Origin of the sequence: Truepera sp. (assembly GCA_032027045.1) — a bacterium.
Classification (GTDB): Bacteria; Deinococcota; Deinococci; order Deinococcales; family Trueperaceae; genus JAAYYF01.
The window spans coordinates 1,927,288-1,943,888 of record JAVSMU010000001.1; the positions used below are offsets into that span (position 1 = coordinate 1,927,288).

General features: G+C 71.4%; 17 protein-coding genes and 1 pseudogene. 9 read left to right on the top strand and 9 right to left on the bottom strand.

What is annotated here, in order from left to right:
- Window positions 1–24 precede the first annotated feature (24 nt).
- Entirely contained in the window at window positions 25–1,128 is a 1,104-nt protein-coding gene (locus tag ROY82_08850; GenBank protein MDT3682564.1) for a type II glyceraldehyde-3-phosphate dehydrogenase, read from the top strand.
- Window positions 1,125–3,287 (top strand): copper-translocating P-type ATPase, encoded by a 2,163-nt coding sequence (locus ROY82_08855; protein MDT3682565.1) that lies wholly within the window; start codon window positions 1,125–1,127, stop codon window positions 3,285–3,287. The genes ROY82_08850 and ROY82_08855 overlap by 4 nt, the downstream gene beginning before the upstream one ends.
- A 407-nt stretch (window positions 3,288–3,694) precedes the next feature.
- On the opposite strand, the gene ROY82_08860 is transcribed toward ROY82_08855, so the two are convergent.
- The 4 genes from ROY82_08860 to ROY82_08875 all read right to left on the bottom strand — a co-directional run bounded on the left by ROY82_08860 (window position 3,695) and on the right by ROY82_08875 (window position 5,106).
- Entirely contained in the window at window positions 3,695–3,943 is a 249-nt protein-coding gene (locus ROY82_08860) for a YHS domain-containing protein (GenBank protein ID MDT3682566.1), read from the bottom strand.
- On the bottom strand, window positions 3,940–4,299 hold the full coding sequence (locus ROY82_08865; GenBank protein ID MDT3682567.1) for a heavy metal-associated domain-containing protein: 360 nt from the start codon (window positions 4,297–4,299) through the stop codon (window positions 3,940–3,942). Before ROY82_08865 ends, ROY82_08860 begins: the two co-directional genes overlap by 4 nt.
- A gap of 141 nt (window positions 4,300–4,440) precedes the next feature.
- Window positions 4,441–4,722 (bottom strand): hypothetical protein, encoded by a 282-nt coding sequence (locus ROY82_08870; protein MDT3682568.1) that lies wholly within the window; start codon window positions 4,720–4,722, stop codon window positions 4,441–4,443.
- 129 nt (window positions 4,723–4,851) lie between these two features.
- Window positions 4,852–5,106, bottom strand: a complete 255-nt coding sequence (locus ROY82_08875; protein MDT3682569.1) for a hypothetical protein — start codon at window positions 5,104–5,106, stop codon at window positions 4,852–4,854.
- Window positions 5,107–5,441: 335 nt separating this feature from the next.
- On the opposite strand from ROY82_08875, the gene pdxS reads away from it, so the two are divergent.
- The 4 genes from pdxS to ROY82_08895 all read left to right on the top strand — a co-directional run bounded on the left by pdxS (window position 5,442) and on the right by ROY82_08895 (window position 9,312).
- Window positions 5,442–6,392 (top strand): pyridoxal 5'-phosphate synthase lyase subunit PdxS, encoded by a 951-nt coding sequence (pdxS, locus tag ROY82_08880; GenBank protein MDT3682570.1) that lies wholly within the window; start codon window positions 5,442–5,444, stop codon window positions 6,390–6,392.
- A 553-nt stretch (window positions 6,393–6,945) separates the two neighbouring features.
- Window positions 6,946–7,368, top strand: a complete 423-nt coding sequence (locus ROY82_08885) for a MerR family DNA-binding protein (protein ID MDT3682571.1) — start codon at window positions 6,946–6,948, stop codon at window positions 7,366–7,368.
- Window positions 7,369–7,402: 34 nt separating this feature from the next.
- A complete protein-coding gene (gene merA, locus ROY82_08890) occupies window positions 7,403–8,821 on the top strand; it encodes a mercury(II) reductase (protein MDT3682572.1) in 1,419 nt (472 codons plus the stop codon).
- Between the two features lie 77 nt (window positions 8,822–8,898).
- Window positions 8,899–9,312 (top strand): VOC family protein, encoded by a 414-nt coding sequence (locus tag ROY82_08895; GenBank protein ID MDT3682573.1) that lies wholly within the window; start codon window positions 8,899–8,901, stop codon window positions 9,310–9,312.
- A gap of 28 nt (window positions 9,313–9,340) precedes the next feature.
- On the opposite strand, the gene ROY82_08900 is transcribed toward ROY82_08895, so the two are convergent.
- From ROY82_08900 to ROY82_08915, 4 genes are all read right to left on the bottom strand, one after another.
- Window positions 9,341–9,937: an SCO family protein gene (locus ROY82_08900; protein ID MDT3682574.1), complete on the bottom strand. Its 597-nt coding sequence runs from the start codon at window positions 9,935–9,937 to the stop codon at window positions 9,341–9,343.
- A 3-nt stretch (window positions 9,938–9,940) separates the two neighbouring features.
- Complete coding sequence (locus ROY82_08905; protein ID MDT3682575.1) at window positions 9,941–10,591, bottom strand: thioredoxin domain-containing protein; 651 nt, start codon at window positions 10,589–10,591, stop codon at window positions 9,941–9,943.
- A gap of 66 nt (window positions 10,592–10,657) precedes the next feature.
- Window positions 10,658–11,377, bottom strand: a complete 720-nt coding sequence (locus ROY82_08910) for a hypothetical protein (GenBank protein MDT3682576.1) — start codon at window positions 11,375–11,377, stop codon at window positions 10,658–10,660.
- Between the two features lie 88 nt (window positions 11,378–11,465).
- The gene (locus tag ROY82_08915) at window positions 11,466–11,672 is read right to left on the bottom strand and encodes a hypothetical protein (GenBank protein ID MDT3682577.1); all 207 of its coding nucleotides are present in this window, start codon (window positions 11,670–11,672) and stop codon (window positions 11,466–11,468) included.
- 328 nt (window positions 11,673–12,000) lie between these two features.
- On the opposite strand from ROY82_08915, the pseudogene ROY82_08920 reads away from it, so the two are divergent.
- The 3 genes and pseudogenes from ROY82_08920 (at window position 12,001) to ROY82_08930 (ending at window position 14,745) form a co-directional block, all read left to right on the top strand.
- Window positions 12,001–13,522 (top strand): annotated as a pseudogene (locus ROY82_08920) (heavy metal translocating P-type ATPase).
- Window positions 13,523–13,644: 122 nt separating this feature from the next.
- Complete coding sequence (locus ROY82_08925) at window positions 13,645–14,298, top strand: cadmium resistance transporter (GenBank protein MDT3682578.1); 654 nt, start codon at window positions 13,645–13,647, stop codon at window positions 14,296–14,298.
- A 69-nt stretch (window positions 14,299–14,367) separates the two neighbouring features.
- Window positions 14,368–14,745: a metalloregulator ArsR/SmtB family transcription factor gene (locus ROY82_08930; protein ID MDT3682579.1), complete on the top strand. Its 378-nt coding sequence runs from the start codon at window positions 14,368–14,370 to the stop codon at window positions 14,743–14,745.
- A gap of 558 nt (window positions 14,746–15,303) precedes the next feature.
- On the opposite strand, the gene ROY82_08935 is transcribed toward ROY82_08930, so the two are convergent.
- Window positions 15,304–16,533, bottom strand: coding sequence for a type II secretion system F family protein (locus ROY82_08935; GenBank protein ID MDT3682580.1), 1,230 nt, complete (start codon window positions 16,531–16,533; stop codon window positions 15,304–15,306).
- Window positions 16,534–16,601: the final 68 nt, after the last annotated feature.

Consider the following 16,601-nt stretch of genomic DNA (forward strand, 5'->3'; position numbering starts at 1 on the left):
CGCGAGCCCGGAAAGGACGACAACATGACGACCCAGACAAGAACGCGCGTGGCGGTGAACGGCTACGGCGTGATCGGCAAGCGCATCGCCGACGCGGTGCGCCTGCAGCCCGACATGGAGCTCGTGGGAGTCGCCGACGTGGTCGCCGACTACCGCCTCCAGACCGCCGCCCTCCAGGACGTCCCCGTCTACGCCTCCACGCCTGAAGGCGCGAAGGCCATGCGCGCCGCCGGCATCCCCGTGGCGGGCGAGCTGGGCGCGCTCCTGGAGCGCGTGGACGTGGTCGCCGACTGCACCCCCAAGGGCGTCGGCGCCAGCAACCTCAAACTCTACCGGCGCGCGGGCGTGAAGGCAGCGCTGCAGGGCGGCGAGAAGCACGACGTGACGGGCCACTCGTTCGTGGCGCAAGCCAACTACGCCAGCGCCGTCGGCCGCGACTTCACCCGCGTCGTCTCCTGCAACACCACCAGCACCGTCCGCACCCTGGGCGCCCTGCACGCCGCCGGCCTGCTCAAGAAGGCGCGCGGGGTGCTGGTGCGCCGCGCCACCGACCCGTGGGAGTCGGACCACTCCGGCATCATGAACACCGTCGTGCCCGAACGCGTCATCCCCAGCCACCAGGGGCCCGACGCGCGCACCGTCATGCCCGCGCTCGACGTGGTCACCATCGCCGCCAAGGCGGCGCACACCCAGGGCCACGGCCACTTCTGGATCGCCGAACTCACCCGCGAAGCGAGCAGGGACGAGGTGCTGGACGCCTTCAGGGCCGCGCCGCGCATCGCGCTCATGCGCATGGGCGACGGCATCGTCGCGCTCAACAGCACCATCGAGCTGATGCGCGACCTCCACCGCCCGCGCGGCGACATGTGGGAGGTCGCCCTCTGGGAGGACGTCCTCACCGTCGAGGGCGACGAGCTCTACTACGCCTACCAGGTCGACAACCAGGCCATCGTGGTGCCCGAGACCATCGACGCCCTGCGCGCCCTCACCGCCACCGCTGACGCCGACGAGTCGATGCGCCTAACCGACGAGACCCTCGGCCTCACCGACGACTTCCTCAGGCCGCAAGCGCGCCCGCTCGCGCCCGCCGCCCTCACGCCAGACATCGCCCGCGAGGAGGCCAAGTGAACGACCACGACCACCACGACCACCACGGCTCGGCCACGAGCACCGAAGACCCTTGGACTGAGGCGATAGAGAGCGAGCCGCACGTCCGCCACGCTGAGCACGACGCCCAGCTCGCCCACAGTCATCACGCTGGCCACGGCGACCACGCCGGGCACGACGCTCACGGCGCGCACGCCGGCCACGGCGGGCACGACAAGCACGCCGGCCACTCGCCGGAGATGTTCCGCGACCGCTTCTGGGTCGCGCTCGTGCTGACGCTGCCCATCCTCTACTTCAGCGAGCAGTTCCAGGCCTGGTTCGGCTACCAGGCGGTAAGCTTCCCCGGCTCCGAGTGGGTCAACCCCGTGCTCGGCACCGTGCTGTACCTCTACGGCGGGCTCGTCTTCCTGCAGGGCGCCCGCCACGAGCTCGCCGCCAAGCAACCCGGCATGATGACGCTGATCAGCCTCGCCATCACCGTCGCCTACGTCTACAGCATGGCGGTGGCACTCGGCGTGCCCGGCATACCATTCTTCTGGGAGCTCTCCACCCTCATCGCCATCATGCTGCTGGGCCACTGGATCGAGATGGCCAGCGTGCAGGGCGCCTCCAGGGCGCTTGAGAACCTCGCCTCGCTAATCCCCCATACCGCCCACCGCATCGTGAACGGCGCCATCGAGGACGTGCCCGTGTCCGAGCTGCGCCACGGCGACCGCATCCTGGTGCGCCCGGGCGAGCAGCTCCCCGCCGACGGCGTGGTGACGGAGGGGCGCAGCAGCGTCAACGAGGCGTTCCTCACCGGCGAGTCCAGGCCCGTGCCCAAGGAGGAAGGCTCCGAGGTCGTGGCCGGCGCCGTCAACGGTGAGGGCGCCCTCACTGTCGAGGTCGCCCGCACGGGCGGCGAGACCACCCTGTCGCAGATCCAGCGCCTCGTCGAGGAGGCGCAGGCGTCGCGCAGCCGGTTCCAGAACCTCGCCGACCGCGCCGCCGGCTGGCTCTTCTACATCGCCGTGGCCGCGGGCGTCATCACCTTCGTGGCGTGGCTGGCCGCCTCCGGCGACCTGCAGCAGGCCATCGCCCGCACCGTCACGGTGCTGGTCATCGCTTGCCCCCACGCCCTCGGCCTCGCCATCCCGCTCGTGACCGTCAACGCCACCGCCATGAGCGCCGCCAACGGCATCCTGGTGCGCAACCGCGAGGCGTTCGAGCGCGCCCGCGACATCGGCATCGTCGCCTTCGACAAGACCGGCACCCTCACCGAAGGCAAGTTCGGCGTCAACGCCGCGCACGTCCACGGCATGGACGAACGCGACGCGCTAGCCGTCACCGCCGCGCTCGAGACGCGCAGCGAACATCCCCTGGCGCAGGCCATCGTGGAGGAGGCGCGCTCGCGCGGCCTGAGCCTGCCCGCGTCCCAGGACTTCGAGGTCGTGGCCGGCAAGGGCGTCAAGGCGCGCGTGGACGGCGTCACCTACACCGTCGGCCGCCCCGAGTGGGTCGAAGAGCAGGGGCTAGCGTTCCCCGAGGCGCTCAAGGGCGCCCTGGCGGAGGCGGAGGCGCGCGGCGAGAGCGCCATCGTCCTCATGAACGAGCAGACCGCCCTCGCCGTGTTCGGCCTCGCCGACCGCGTGCGCCAGCGGGCGAAGGACACCATCCGCGCCCTCAAGGCCGCCGGGGTCGAGCCCGTGATGATCACCGGCGACGCGGAGGCCGTGGCGCGAACCGTCGCCGCCGAGCTCGGCATCGAGCGCTACTACGCCCGCGTGTTGCCGGGCGAGAAGGCGGAGAAGGTGCGTGAGCTGCAGAAACGCGCGCGCACCGCCTTCGTGGGCGACGGCATCAACGACGCCCCGGCCCTGCTCGAGGCCGACCTGGGCATCGCCATCGGCGCCGGCACCAACGTCGCCATCGAATCGGCCGACCTGGTGCTCATCGAGAACGACCCGCTCGACGTGCTTGCCGCCCTCAAGCTCTCACGCGCCACCTACCGAAAGATGATGCAGAACCTGGCGTGGGCCACCGGCTACAACGCCGTCGCCATCCCCCTCGCCGCCGGTGTGCTGGCTGGCATCGGCTTCCTGCTCTCGCCGGCGGTGGGCGCCGTGCTCATGAGCGTCTCGACCATCGTGGTGGCGTTCAACGCCATGCTGCTGCGCCGCACCGACCTCTCCGCCGCGTGAGCCCCCGCTCCGCGCGCACCAGCGGACGCTAGCCGCCCGCCCCACAAGCGCCCAGGCGCCCTGGAAGCTAGCCCGGTCACGGCTTCCAGGGCGCCGTTCTGCAGCAGCGCGCTGCTCAAGTTCGCGCGTGCCCCTATTCGACGCGCGCCCGGGCCTGAAGGCGGAGCCGAGCTCCCGCAGCGCCCGAGCGACCCCGCGAGCGGCCGGGGTGGCTCGGGCCAGCGAGTGCTCCCCGGTCACCCCCGGCGGCGCCGTTCGACGCCCCGGCACGGGCGTGGCCCCGCCCACGCCACGCCGTCGAGCCTTACCGCGCGGGGCGGAGTGGGCGTTGGTGGTGCGCCGAGGGTCACGACGAGTCTCGCGCTCGCTCAGCCGGGGTAACTCGCGGGCGCCACCGACCGCCGGGTCTACCAGTGGGGGACGTTACCGCGGTCCCCGGTGAAGGCGCCGGGCTCGGCGTCGAAGCGCGCCCGGCAGCCTGGGCCGCAGAAGTGATAGGTCGCACCGCCGCGCGCCCGGGAGTACGGGGCGTAGCCGGCGTTCACGACCTGACCGCACACGGGGTCGATCCTCAGGTCAGTGTCGTCGGGAAGCCCATAACCCCTTGGTAGGGCGGGCGCGCCCCGGGTCTCGTCCAAGGCGGTCGGCGCGGTCATGGGCTCGCCAGCAAACGCACGCCGGTGACCGTCGCCCGGTAGGCGTGGCGGCTACGCCGGCCCTCATGTTCGATGGCTTCGAGCAGCCGTAGCGGATAGGCGCGCCGTGGATCGTAGACGACGCTCCCGCGCCCGCTTTCGAGCCGCACCTCGGCGCCGATCACACCTCGCACGGCGACGAGCGCGTTGCGAACGCGCGCCGCGCACGCGGGGCACCCCATGCCGGTGACGTCGAGAGAGAGGAGCGCCGGCGTGCCTCCAACTTGCGGGGCCGCTTCGGCCGCGACGGGCGCCAGGTGGCAGTCGTCGGGCCCCTGGCTGCGCTGGGTGCAGGGGGTTGTATGCTCGTGCTTCATGCACTGATCCTTTCCGGCGCCCGCGGGCGCCAAGCACTAACTTGCTCAGTCGACGACGATCACATGGCCGCGGAGCCTGCCCCTGTGGCAGCCGAAGGCGATGCGGCCGGCGCGCTGAGGGGTGAACTCCACGCTGACGGTCTAGTTCTCGGGTAGTTCGGCGCGCCGGTTGACGCCGTCGAAGATGACCAGCTCGCTGCAGGGGTTCGCCTCGCGGCGGGTGAAGTCGAGGCGCACCGGCCTGCCCTTCGCGACGAAGACCGCATCGGGGCCGTAGCCGCCTTGCACGGTGATGCGCGCCGCCTGAACGCCAGCCGCTTCGGGCACGATGGCGCCTTCGCGGTGGGCGAGCCACATTTCGCGGACGAGCCAAAGGACGACGGCTGCGCCCGCCAGGTTGCCGAGCCAGGCCGCAATTCTCATGAGCGCAACTCCTTTCGCGTGGGCTCGGGTCGGGCGGCGGTCGCGGCCCCGAAACGTTTCGGGCCCCAAGAATGCGCGTGCTGGCCGCCGCCCCAATTCGCCGCGCCCGGTCGGTCGTGGCGAAGGCGCCTAGGGCGGGCCAAGCCGTCGCCGCGAGGTGTCATCGGCGCCTTCCCCCACCTGGGCCTCGGCCGGCCGCCGCTCGGGCAGCCGCTCGTCGAGAGCACGCGCCTCTCGCATCATGAGCAGCACGGCGAACGGGCAGAGGGCCAGCAGGGCGAGCGGCACCCAGATCGGCAGCGACTCGCGCGTGAAGAGGACGGCCACCAGCGCGACCGTCGCGATGGCCCAAGCGAGGTGCCGGTGCATGTGGCGCACGTTCATAGAAGTTCAGCTCCTTTTCTACTCTCGTCGACCTGAAGGGCCGGCGGCGAGCCCGGGGTTCGGCGCCACGTGGGAGCGCCGCCCGCGCGGCGCCTAGTGGCGCCGGGACCCGTTCGCTCCCAGCGCGATGGCGAGCCCTGCTGGCGTCGGACTACGGGCGTCCACCCGGGCCGAGCCAGCGCCCACCGCCGATACCCCATGTTCCCGCACGGATGTTCAGGGCGTTCAAAGCTGATGCAAAGCTGGTGTTGCCTCGCCCGCGCGCCAACCGCCGCCGCCCCGGCGCGGCCGCGGGCGGCCAGGGCGTAGCATGAGAGCGAGAAGGGCAGGTAAGCATGCACCAGGAAAACCGGGCGGGGAGCGCGACGCGCGCCACCGCCAGCACGCCCACGAGCAAAGCGGGATCTCCTGAAACGTTCAAGGGCGGCGTCATCATGGACGTCGTCACCCCCGACCAGGCGCGCATCGCCGAGCAGGCGGGCGCCGTGGCGGTGATGGCGCTCGAGCGCGTGCCCGCCGACATCCGCTCCCAAGGCGGCGTGGCGCGCATGTCCGACCCCGGCCTCATCGAAGAGATCATCGAGGCCGTGTCGATCCCGGTGATGGCCAAGGTGCGCATCGGCCACTTCGTCGAGGCCCAGATCCTGCAGGCCATCGGCGTCGACTTCATCGACGAGTCCGAGGTCCTCACCCCCGCCGACGACGCCTACCACATCGACAAGCGCGCCTTCAGCGTGCCGTTCGTGTGCGGCGCCACCAACATCGGCGAGGCGCTCAGGCGCATCGGCGAGGGCGCCGCCATGATCCGCACCAAGGGCGAGGCCGGCACCGGCAACGTGGTCGAGGCCGTGCGCCACGCCCGCAGCGTCATAGGCGAGATCCGCGCCCTAAAGGGCATGGCCAGCGAGCAACTCATGACCTACGCCAAGGAGCATGGCGCCCCCTACGAGCTGGTGCGCTACGTCCACGAGCACGGCAAGCTGCCGGTAGCCAACTTCGCGGCCGGCGGCGTGGCCACCCCGGCCGATGCGGCCCTCATGATGCAGCTCGGTGTCGACGGGGTGTTCGTCGGCTCCGGCATCTTCAAGGCCGCCGCCAGCGAGACCGACGAGGGCCGCCGCCATCAAGCCTGGGAGCGCCGCGCCGCGGCCATCGTTAAGGCCGTGACGCACCACGACGACCCCGCCACCCTCGCGGAGGTCTCCAAGAACCTGGGCGAGGCCATGGTCGGCATCGGCATGGAGGCGCTCGCGGAGGACCAGCTTCTGGCGCGCCGGGGCTGGTGAGCGCCCGGAGCCGCGCGCTGACGCCCAGAACACGGCAGCCACGCCCTCGGACCCCTTGAAAACGCCACCGCCCTCACCTGGGCGAAGGCGCGCCGTGGCTCCTCACATAGCCTGTGGCCGCTGCTGAGCCTCAGCCACGGTGGGGCTTCGGAGCGCTCAGCGCCAAGGGCGGCCGCCACCTGCACCTCCGTCCAGCCGCGCGCTTTGCTCCCCTCGTAGTTCCGGCTCGCCACGCGCGCCTTGAGGCGGCGCTCCCGGGGTTAGGGAGGCCGAAGCCGGCGAAGACGTTGCCGCTGCCAGCCACGATGGCGTCGTCATCGACTTGCCCTGTTGCATCTTGAAGCGCACCTAGCAGCAGGAGCGGCGAGACGGATGAGCCGCCAACCCGGCTGGGACGCGGCCTACTCGCCAGTCGACTTCGCCAACAGTATCCCTCCGTTTATCGCACGACCCCGGCCCGCGCCTAGCGGGGAAACCCAGACTGATGACGGCGGCGAGGAAGGCCGCTCAAGCCGGCGACGTGCGGGCGGAAGCGTCACCGCTACCATGGGGCATGACGACGATCGGGCAGTTGGCGCGGCGCACGCGCGAGTCGGTGAAGACCCTCAGGTACTGGACGGACCTGGGCCTGCTGGCGGCCGAGCGCGGCGCCAACGGCTACCGCTACTACGGCGCCGGGGCCGCCGAGCGCGCGCAGTTCATCCGCGCCGCGCAGGCGCTCGGCCTCACGCTGCGCGAGATCGGGGACGTCCTCGCCGCGCGCGAGCACGCGCACCCGCCCTGCCAGGCGGCGCGCGACGTCCTGGCGCGCCACCTGCGCGACGTGCGCGAGCGCCTGGCGCAGTGGACGCGCCTGGAGGCGGAGCTCGCCGAGCGGCTGGCGTGGGCGGAGGCGCACCCGCGCCCCGCCTGCGAGGGCGAAGGCTGCGTCTACCTCGCCGACACGCCCGCCGCGCGCCCGGGCGCGGCCGCTTGACCCTTCCCCGCACTGGAGGGTCTAGCCTGCGCACATGGCCAGGGCAGAGAACTCCGATTACGACCTGTTGATCATCGGCACGGGCGGGGCGGGCACCGCCGCCGCCATCCGCGGCGCCGAGCTGGGCGCGCGCGTCGCCATCGCCGAGGGCGCGGTGGTGGGCGGCACCTGCGTCAACGTCGGCTGCATCCCCTCCAAGCTCCTGCTCGAGGCGGCCGCTCAGTTCCACGCCGCCCGCACCAGCTTCCCGAGTCTCGCCGGCGAGGCGCAAGCCGCCTGGCAGCGAGCGCAGGCGCGCAAGCGCGATGTGATCGCGCGCCTCCGGCAGAAGAAGTACCTCGACGTGCTCGCCGGCTACGAGGGCGTGACACTCCTGCGCGGGGAGGCCGCGCTCCTGGGGGCGGGCCGCGTGCGCGTGGGCGAGGCGGTGGTGGGCGCGCGCAGGGTGGTGCTCGCCACGGGCGCGGCGCCCGCCCTGCCGCCCGTCCCCGGCCTGGCGGAAGCGGGCGCCCTCACCAGCACCAGCGCCATGGAGCTTAAGGCGCTGCCGGCGTCGCTGATCGTGCTCGGCGCCGGCGCCGTCGGCCTGGAGCTGGGGCAGGCGTTCGCGCGCTTCGGCGTCAGGGTCAGCGTGCTCGAGGTCGCCCCGCGTATCCTGCCCGGCGAGGACCCCGAACTCTCGAACGCACTGGCGGACGCCCTTTCCGCCGAAGGGCTGGAGCTGCGCCCGGGCGCGCGCGTGACGCGCGTGGAGCGCGACGCGGCCGGCTACCGCCTGGAGGTCGAGCAGGGCGGCGCGGAAGAGACGCTGCACGCCGAGCAGCTCCTGGTGGCCACCGGCCGCCGCCCCAACACCGCCGGCCTCGGCCTGGGGGGCGCGGGGGTGGAGGTCGACGCGCGCGGCTTCGTGCGCGTCGACGAGTTCATGCGCACCTCGAACCCGCGCGTGTTCGCCGCCGGCGACGTCACCGGCGCGCCGCAGTTCGTCTACCTCGCCGCCGCGGCGGGCCGGGTGGCGGCGCAGGCCGCCCTCGCCGACCTCACGGGCGCGCCGGCCGCGCCGCTCGACGCGAGCACCGTGCCGCGCGTCACCTTCACCGACCCGCAGCTCGCCGCCGTGGGCTTGACGGAGGCGCAGGCGCGGGCGGCGGGACACGCCGTGCAAGTGGCGACGCTGCCGGCGGCGGCCATCCCGCGCGCGGCCGTCACCGGCTCCGACCGTGGCCTCATCAAGCTGGTGGCGGAGGCGCCCGGCGGCCGCCTGCTCGGCGCGCACCTCCTGACCGCCAACGCCGGCGACGTCATCGGCGAGGCCACGCTGGCAGTGCGCTTCGGCCTCACCAGCGCCGACCTCGCCACCACCCTCCACCCCTACCTGACGTGGGCGGAGGGCGTGAAGCTGGCGGCGCAGGCGTTCACCCAGGACGTGACCAAGCTCTCCTGCTGCGCCTGAGGAGCGCGCCCCATTGGGCCAGCACGCGGGCTGGGTAGGATGACGAGGTCGACCGGTTCACGAGGGAGGGGCGGGACTTGAGGATGCTGCACGCCATACCGGCCCTGCCGGTGCGCGACCTGGAGCGGAGCGTGGCGTTCTACCGCGACCAGCTCGGCTTCGCCCTGCTTCACGGCGAGGCGGGCTTCGCCGTCCTGCGGCGCGACGCCGTCGAGCTGCACCTGTGGACGGCCGGCGACGAGGCCTGGCGCCAGCGCCACGCCACAGCGCCGGTGCTGTCGGGCGCCGAGTCGTTCCTGGCCGGCACGGCGAGCTGCCGCATCGCCGTCACGGACGTGGACGCGCTCCACGCGGCGCTGCGGCCGCTGGGCGTGCTGCACCCCAACGCGCCGCTGCGCGACGAGTGGTACGGCGCGCGCGAGTTCGGGGTGCTCGACCCCGACCGCAACCTCATCACCTTCTACCAGCCGACACAAGACCCTGCCGCCTGAGCGGCGGATGCCGTGACGAGGGCGTCTGTCACCACGCCCGGCCTGCAAGCACGGCCCGCAGGTCCCCCTCCAGACCCGCCAGTCGGTCCTGCGGGTAGAGCAGGCGCATGGTGCGGTCGGGCCCGAGGAGCGCGACGGGATCGGAGTGCGCCACGAAGCCGTCGCCCAGGGCGTTGACGCCCACGTAGAAGCGCAGGGCGGCCCCGGCGACCTCCTGGTTGCTGCCGCGCAGGCCCAGGAAGGCGGGGTGGAAGCCCTCCACGTAGGCCTGCAGGCGCTTGGCCGTGTCGGTGGCGGGGTCGACGGTGACCATCACCACCTGCACCTCGTCCGGTTCGCCCAGGTCGCGGTAGGCGGTCGCCAGGCGCGCCATGGTGAGCGGGCACACGTCGTGGCAGCTCGTGTAGCCGAAGAACACCAGCAAGTAGGGGGCGTCGAGGTCCGCCAGGGCGACGCGCGCGCCGCCGGTGGTGGCCAGGGTGACGTCGCCCATGGCCGGCGGGTTGTCGAGCAGCACGCCGCGCCACTGCGGCGTGGTTCCCGGCCGCAGGCCGTAGAGCGCAGCGCCGGCGGCGAGGGCCAGGAGCACCGTCAGCGCGGCCAGCAGGATGGTGCGCTTGGCCATGCGTCAGCGCTCGCCGAGCGCGCGCTCGATGGCGCCGGCGAGGGTCTCGTAGCTGGGCGCCTCGAAGCCTTGCGTGTCCACCACGATGGAGGGGGTGCCGCGCACGCCCACCCGGTCGCCGAGCTCCAGGTCGCGCTGCACCTCGCTCAGGTAGCGCCCGTCCGCGAGGCAGGCGCGCAGCTCCTCGGCGTCGAGGGCGGGCACGCTCCGCGCGATGGCCACGAGGTTGTCGGTGCTCGCCCAGTCGCCGGCTTCGTCGGTCTGCGCGGCGTAGAGGACGCGCTTGTACTCCCAGAACGCGAGCTCGTCCTGTCGGTAGGCACACTCGCCGGCGAGACCGGCGCTGGTGGCGTTCTCACTGCCCCAGGCGAGGTTGACGTAGTACGCCTGCACCTGGCCCGTGTCGATGTAGTCGCTCTTGATCCTCGGGAACACGCCCTCCTCGAACGCCTTGCAGTGCTCGCACAGGAAGTTCTCGAACAGGATCAGCTTCACGGGCGCGTTCGCCCGCCCGAGGGTGGGCTGGCCGGCGTAGCCGCTGGCGGGGGCGCTCACGGTGGCGGCGGGGGCGAAGAACTGGCGGTAGGCGAGGAAGCCGCCGGCGATGAGGGCGAGGACGGCGATAGTGGCGAGGGTGAGGCGGCGCTGAGTCACGGGGTAGGGCTCCAATCGTGGCGCGGGTTCAGAAGCGTGAGGCGGCGGGAAGGCTGGCGGCCCGGGTCACGGCGCTTCCGGCGGGTCGGCGTCGGCTTCGCCTGCGCTCGCGGGCTCCCGCGTGGGCGCCTCGTCTGCCCCCTTGCGCAGCGCCGCCACGGTGATGCCTACCCCGGCCAGCAGCGGGATGCCCACCACGAACACCAGCCAGGTCGCCAGGCTCTCGGGCCCGGTGGCGGTGGGCGGGAACACGAAGTAAAGCGGCTCGGCCGTCGCGCCCGCGCCCACTACTAGGGTGACGCCGGCGCGCGCCTCCTCCTGGCGGAAGGTCTGGTCGCGGAACACCAGCCGCCACGCGCCCCCATCCGGCAGCACGAACTCCGTCTGGTACACGCCCGGCGCGACCTCGGTGAAGCGCTCGGTGCTCACCACCGGCTCCGCGATGATCAGGCTCTCCGCGCTCTCGCCCGGCGCGTCCGCCAGGTCCGTTTGAGGCTCGGCCTCCAGGAACACGATGGCGTCCTCGACCGGCGTGCTCACGGGATCGTGCATCTTGAGGTTCAGCGTGATGCGCTCGCCGGCGCGCGGAAGCGTGGGCTGCGTGGTGACCGTGCCGAACACCAAGGTGGCGTGCGCCAGGGCGCCGCCGCTCAGCGCCAGCACCATGGCGGCGAGCAGCGCCCGGAGGCGCGCGCGGGCTGATCGCGCGGTGGGCGCCCGCGGCGCCAGGCATGCGGGTGTTGGCTCTAGCCAGGGCGAGCGGCCCTGCTGGCGTGGTGGTCTCACGGGCTCTTCCTCCTGCGCGCCGGGGCGGGGCGGCGGCATCGTGCGGGCGCCTGCGCGGACGCCGCCGACCGACATACTCTATACCTGCTCAGGTATACAGATGATAGGCTCCCGGCACCATGAGTGAGCGCCCCGCCACCCCAGCCGCGACCCTCGAGTACTTCGTGTCCGAGATGGACTGCGCCGAGTGCGCCCGCACCGTGAGGGGCGCCATCGGCAACCTCGCCGGCGCCAGCGACGTGAGCGTGAACTTCACCACCCAGACGCTGCGCCTCACCCTGGATGAGGCGCGCACGCCGCGCGCTGCGCTGGAGCGGGACCTGACGCGCCTCGGCTACCCGCCGCTCCGCAAGGGCGGCGACGCGGGCGCCGGCGCACCCGCACCGCTCGCGCCCGACCGTGCCTGGCACCGGACGCCCAAGGGCCGCTTCGTCATCGTCACCGGCGCGCTCCTCACCGTGAGCGCGCTCCTCGCGCTCACCTTCCCGAGCCTGGCGGCCTGGGGCTTCACCGCCGCCACCCTCATCGGCGTGGCGCCACTGGCCCGCAAGGCGTGGGCGAGCGCTCGGCTGGGGCGACCCTTCACCATCAACACCCTCATCGCCCTGGCCGCCCTGGGCGCGGTGGCGATCGGCGAGGCGCCCGAGGGCGCCATCGTGGTGTTCCTCTTCGCCATCGGCGAACTCCTCGAGAACGTCGCCACCGGCCGCGCCCGCGCCGGCATCCACGCGCTGGCGGCGCTGGCGCCCAAGGTGGCGCTGCTGCTCGAAGGCGGGAGGGCGCGCGAGGTGCCGGTGGCGGCGCTGGCCGTGGGCGACCTGGTGCGCGTGCAGCCGGGCGGGCGCGTGCCCGCCGACGGCACCATCGTCGAGGGCTCAGCCGGCATCGACGAGGCGCCCGTCACGGGCGAGAGCATGCCCGTCACCAAGGCGCCCGGCGACACCCTGTTCGCCGGCAGCATCGCCACCGACGCCGTGCTGAGCGTGCGCGTCGACAAACCCGCCTCAGACAGCACCATCGCCAGGATCATCCACCTCGTCGAGGAGGCCGAAGCCAGCAAGGCGCCCGTGGCCAGGTTCATCGACCGCTTCAGCAGCGTCTACACCCCCGCCGCCATGCTGATGGCCGCCCTCGTGGCCGTCGTACCGCCGCTGTTGTTCGGCGCCTCGTGGGAGGAGTGGGTCTACCGCGCGCTCGCGCTCCTGCTCATCGCCTGCCCCTGCGCGCTGGTGCTCTCCGTGCCGGCCGCGGTCACGTCAGGCATCAGCGCCGGCGCGCGCAGAGGGCTGCTCATCAAGGGCGGCGCCGTGCTCGAAAGCATCGGCGGCGTCAGGTCGGTGGCGTTCGACAAGACCGGCACCCTCACCGAGAACCGCCCGCAGGTCACCGACGTCGTCCCCCTCGCCGCGAGCGAGGACGAGGTGCTCCGGCTCGCGGCGGCGGTCGAGACGGGCTCCGCCCACCCGCTCGCCAGGGCCATCCTCGAGCGCGCCGCGGGCCTGGAGGTCCCCGCCGCGCAGGACGCGCGCGCCGTGCCCGGCCAGGCGGTCACCGCCACCATCCAAGGCATACGCCGTCGGCTCGCCCCGCTACGCCGCCGAGCGCGCCCCGCTGCCTCCCGCAGCCCAAGCGCAGGCCGCGCGCCTCGAAGACGAGGGCAAGACCGTGGTGGTGCTGCTGCAGGGCGACACCCCGCTCGGGCTCATCGCCATCCGCGACGAGCCGCGCGCCGACGCCGCCGAAGCCATCAAGCGCCTGGCGCGCCTGGGCGTCAGGAGCGTGATGCTCACCGGCGACAACGCCCGCACCGGCCAGGCCATCGCCGCGCGCCTGGGCCTGGAGGCGCGGAGCGAGCTCCTGCCCGAGGACAAACTCGCCGCCATCGACGACCTCAAGCGCCACGGCCAGGTGGCGATGGTGGGCGACGGCATCAACGACGCCCCCGCCCTAGCGCGAGCCGACGTGGGCGTCGCCATGGGCGGCGGCACCGACATGGCGCTCGAGACGGCCGGCGCCGCGCTGCTGCGCGCCAACGCCACGGGCGTGAGCGACCTGATCGAGCTCTCGCGCGCCACCATGCGCAACATCCGCCAGAACGTGACGTTCGCCCTGGGGCTCAAGGCCGTGTTCCTCGTCACCACCCTCCTGGGCATCACCGGCCTGTGGCCCGCCATCCTCTCCGACACCGGCGCCACCGTGGTGGTGACCGCCAACGCCCTGCGGCTGCTGCGCTTCCGGCCCACGTCGTCCGCCGAGCCGGCCTGACGTTGCTCACGACCATAGTCACGGCCCTGCTGGCGTTCGCCGCGACGAACATCGACGACATCGTGCTGCTCACGATGTGGTTCGGCTCGGTCGGCGGGAGCCTACAGGGCCGACACATAGTCGCCGGCCAGTACCTGGGGTTCGCGGCGCTTGTCGCAGTGAGCCTGCTGGGCGCGCTCGGGGCGCTCCTCCTCCCGCGGGAGTACATCGGCTTCCTCGGCTTCCTGCCCATCGCGCTTGGCATCCTGGCCTTGCGCCGCGGTGGAGAGGACGAGGAAGAGGAGGGCGTGATGCAGCGCATCAGCGGCGCAAGCGGCAGTCGCGGTGGTGGTCTGTTCGCGCCTCCCACCTGGACGGTGGCCGCCGTGACGATCGCCAACGGCGCCGACAACCTCAGCGTGTACGTGCCGTTGTTCGCCGCCACGCCACCCACCCAGTTAGGCGTCATGGTGCTGGTGTTCCTCGCGCTGGTCACGGTCTGGTGCTTCGCAGGTGCGCGCCTAGCGAAGCTGCCCGCCGTGGCCCGCACCATCAGCCGCTACGGCGACGTGCTGGTGCCGTTCGTACTCATTGGCCTCGGCGCGTTCATCCTCTGGGAGTGCGGCGCGCTGGGCGTGATGCTTCGCGCGCTCGGCATGGCCCCAGGTGGCCGCTGACGCGGCGCCGGGCGAACAAAAGCGCCAGCGAGCGACACCGCTATAGCGGAGTTCCGTGAAAGAGACGAGATGACCACAAGCACGCTTCCTAGCCCGTCAATCGACACCACCGGCGAGTGCGAGGTGCGCCTCATGCACCCCGACGCCGTCGCGCGCGTCGAAGCTGCCCTCCCAAGCGCCGCGGAGGTGGAGGCCGCCACCGAGCGCCTCAAGCTCCTCGCCGACCCGACCCGCTACCGCGTCCTCAGCGCCCTCGCGCGAGAGGAGCTGTGCGTCTGCGACCTGGCTGCCGTCGCCGGCGTCAACGAGAGCAGCATGAGCCACCAACTGCGGCTCCTGCGCGCCCACGGGCTCGTCGCCTTCCGCAAGGATGGCCGCATGGCGTACTACCGACTCGCCAACGACGCCGTGAGGCCGCTGCTATCCCCATCGCTCCTAAAGGGATAGGCGACTCGGGAGCGCCGCAAGGACCAAGTTCTATGACGCACCGGGCCTGAGCCATTTGCTCGACTTCGCACTGCGTGTCCGACTAATGAGCGGCCCATCGCCTCTTGGCACCCCTTGAACTAGGTTTGCTCGTTGCGTAAGCGCCAGCAATCCTTATCACCCTCGGATGCTCCCCCTGATCACTAGTTGACTCTGAGGCACGAGGTGTCTTATTCGAGACGGTGAGACGATTTCGGCTCCCAGTTGAGGCGCTACATCCAGGCAGTTGAGGCGCTACATCCAGAAGTAGAAGGGATGTCGAGAACTAGAGAACTGGCGAATTGTCAGGTGTTAAGCAAACCGGACGACACATAGAGAAGAACCAGCTCCCCTCGGTCGAGCGCCGCAAACCGACAAAGGCTGAAGCGACCGAGTCCCGCCTTCAGGTACGCCGTTAAGACTTCGCCAGCGGGTATCGGCTTCTATCGGCGTTCTCAGGTCAAGTTCCGTCCGTTCTCAGTTTGTTCTCAACTAGACTTCCGTGTTCTCAGTTCTAACTACCGCTCTACAACAACATACCTACCCACTCAACTGCCCGATTATCGAGAACATCGGCAGGAACATGCCGGCCACGATGAAGCCGACGATGACGCCGAGGAACACGATGAGCATGGGCTCGAGGGCGGCGGTGAGGCTGTCGACGGCCTCGTCGACCTCGCGTTCGTAGAAGTCGGCCACCTTCTCCAGCATGCCGTCCACGGCGCCCGTCTCCTCGCCGATGGCGATCATGGAAGAGACCATGGGCGGGAAGACCTGTGGGTACTTGATGAGCGTGGTGCTGATCTGCTCGCCGCGTTGGACGTTGTCCTTCGTCTCGTCGAGGATGTCCTCGATGATGGCGTTGCCGGCGGTGCCCTTGGTGATCTCGATCGACTCGATGATGTTGACGCCCGAGCGCAGGAGCAGGCCGAACGTGCTCGAGAAGCTCGCGATTGCGCTTTTCTGCACGAGCGTGCCTACGACCGGCATGCGCAACACGAACCCGTCGAGCACCCTACGGCCGTTCTTCGTCCGGTAGTAAAGGCCCAGGCCCACCACCACCACCACGATGATGCCGATGAGGATGTACCACTGGTAACGCAAGAAGTCGGAGACCGCGATCAGCGCCTTGGTGATGACCGGTAGGTCGCCACCCAACTGGTCGAGGATCTGGGCGAACTGCGGCACGATGCCCGTGAGGAGGAACCACGTCACTGCAAGCGCGATGACGAGCACCACCGTCGGGTACGTCAGCGCGGTCTTGATCTTGCCGCGCAAGGCGGCCTGCTTCTCCATGTACGCCGCGATGCGTTCAAGGATGCCGTCGAGGTTGCCCGACACCTCGCCGGCGCGAACGAGGTAGACGTAGAGCCTGTTGAAGAGCCGCGGGTGCTTGGCCAGTGCGTCGGAGAGCTGCTGGCCGGTCTCGAGGTCCTCACGTACTCGCTTGAGGGCGTCTTTCAGGCCCTGCTTGGGTGACTGCCGTTGAAGGATGGCGAGGCTCTGAACCACCGGTAGGCCGGCGTTGATGACGGTCGCGAACTGGCGGGAGAAGATCGTGATGTCGCGAACCGTCGGGATACTGCCGAAGTCGAGCCACTTGGGTAGCTTGATGTCGGACTGCAGGCCGGCCTTAGGAGCCTTGATCTCGGTGACGAAGTAGCCCTTCTGGCGCAAGGCCGTGGCCACGTCTCGCTGCGAGAGCGCCTCGGTAGTACCCGTGATCACCTTGCCGCTACGGTCACGGACCTTGTACTCGAAAACCGGCATCCTGCCTCCCTCGTACCCGCTTGGGCTCCACATCCGCCAACTCGCGGATAATGCGCGGCCCAGGCGTC

Coding starts and splice junctions, on each gene's coding strand:
- ROY82_08850 (MDT3682564.1), top strand. CDS start 25: ATGACGACCCAGACAAGAACGCGCGTGGCGGTGAACGGCTACGGCGTG.
- ROY82_08860 (MDT3682566.1), bottom strand. CDS start 3,943: ATGACCGCGCCGACCGCCTTGGACGAGACCCGGGGCGCGCCCGCCCTA.
- ROY82_08865 (MDT3682567.1), bottom strand. CDS start 4,299: ATGAAGCACGAGCATACAACCCCCTGCACCCAGCGCAGCCAGGGGCCC.
- ROY82_08870 (MDT3682568.1), bottom strand. CDS start 4,722: ATGAGAATTGCGGCCTGGCTCGGCAACCTGGCGGGCGCAGCCGTCGTC.
- ROY82_08875 (MDT3682569.1), bottom strand. CDS start 5,106: ATGAACGTGCGCCACATGCACCGGCACCTCGCTTGGGCCATCGCGACG.
- pdxS (MDT3682570.1), top strand. CDS start 5,442: ATGCACCAGGAAAACCGGGCGGGGAGCGCGACGCGCGCCACCGCCAGC.
- ROY82_08885 (MDT3682571.1), top strand. CDS start 6,946: ATGACGACGATCGGGCAGTTGGCGCGGCGCACGCGCGAGTCGGTGAAG.
- merA (MDT3682572.1), top strand. CDS start 7,403: ATGGCCAGGGCAGAGAACTCCGATTACGACCTGTTGATCATCGGCACG.
- ROY82_08900 (MDT3682574.1), bottom strand. CDS start 9,937: ATGGCCAAGCGCACCATCCTGCTGGCCGCGCTGACGGTGCTCCTGGCC.
- ROY82_08930 (MDT3682579.1), top strand. CDS start 14,368: ATGACCACAAGCACGCTTCCTAGCCCGTCAATCGACACCACCGGCGAG.
- ROY82_08935 (MDT3682580.1), bottom strand. CDS start 16,533: ATGCCGGTTTTCGAGTACAAGGTCCGTGACCGTAGCGGCAAGGTGATC.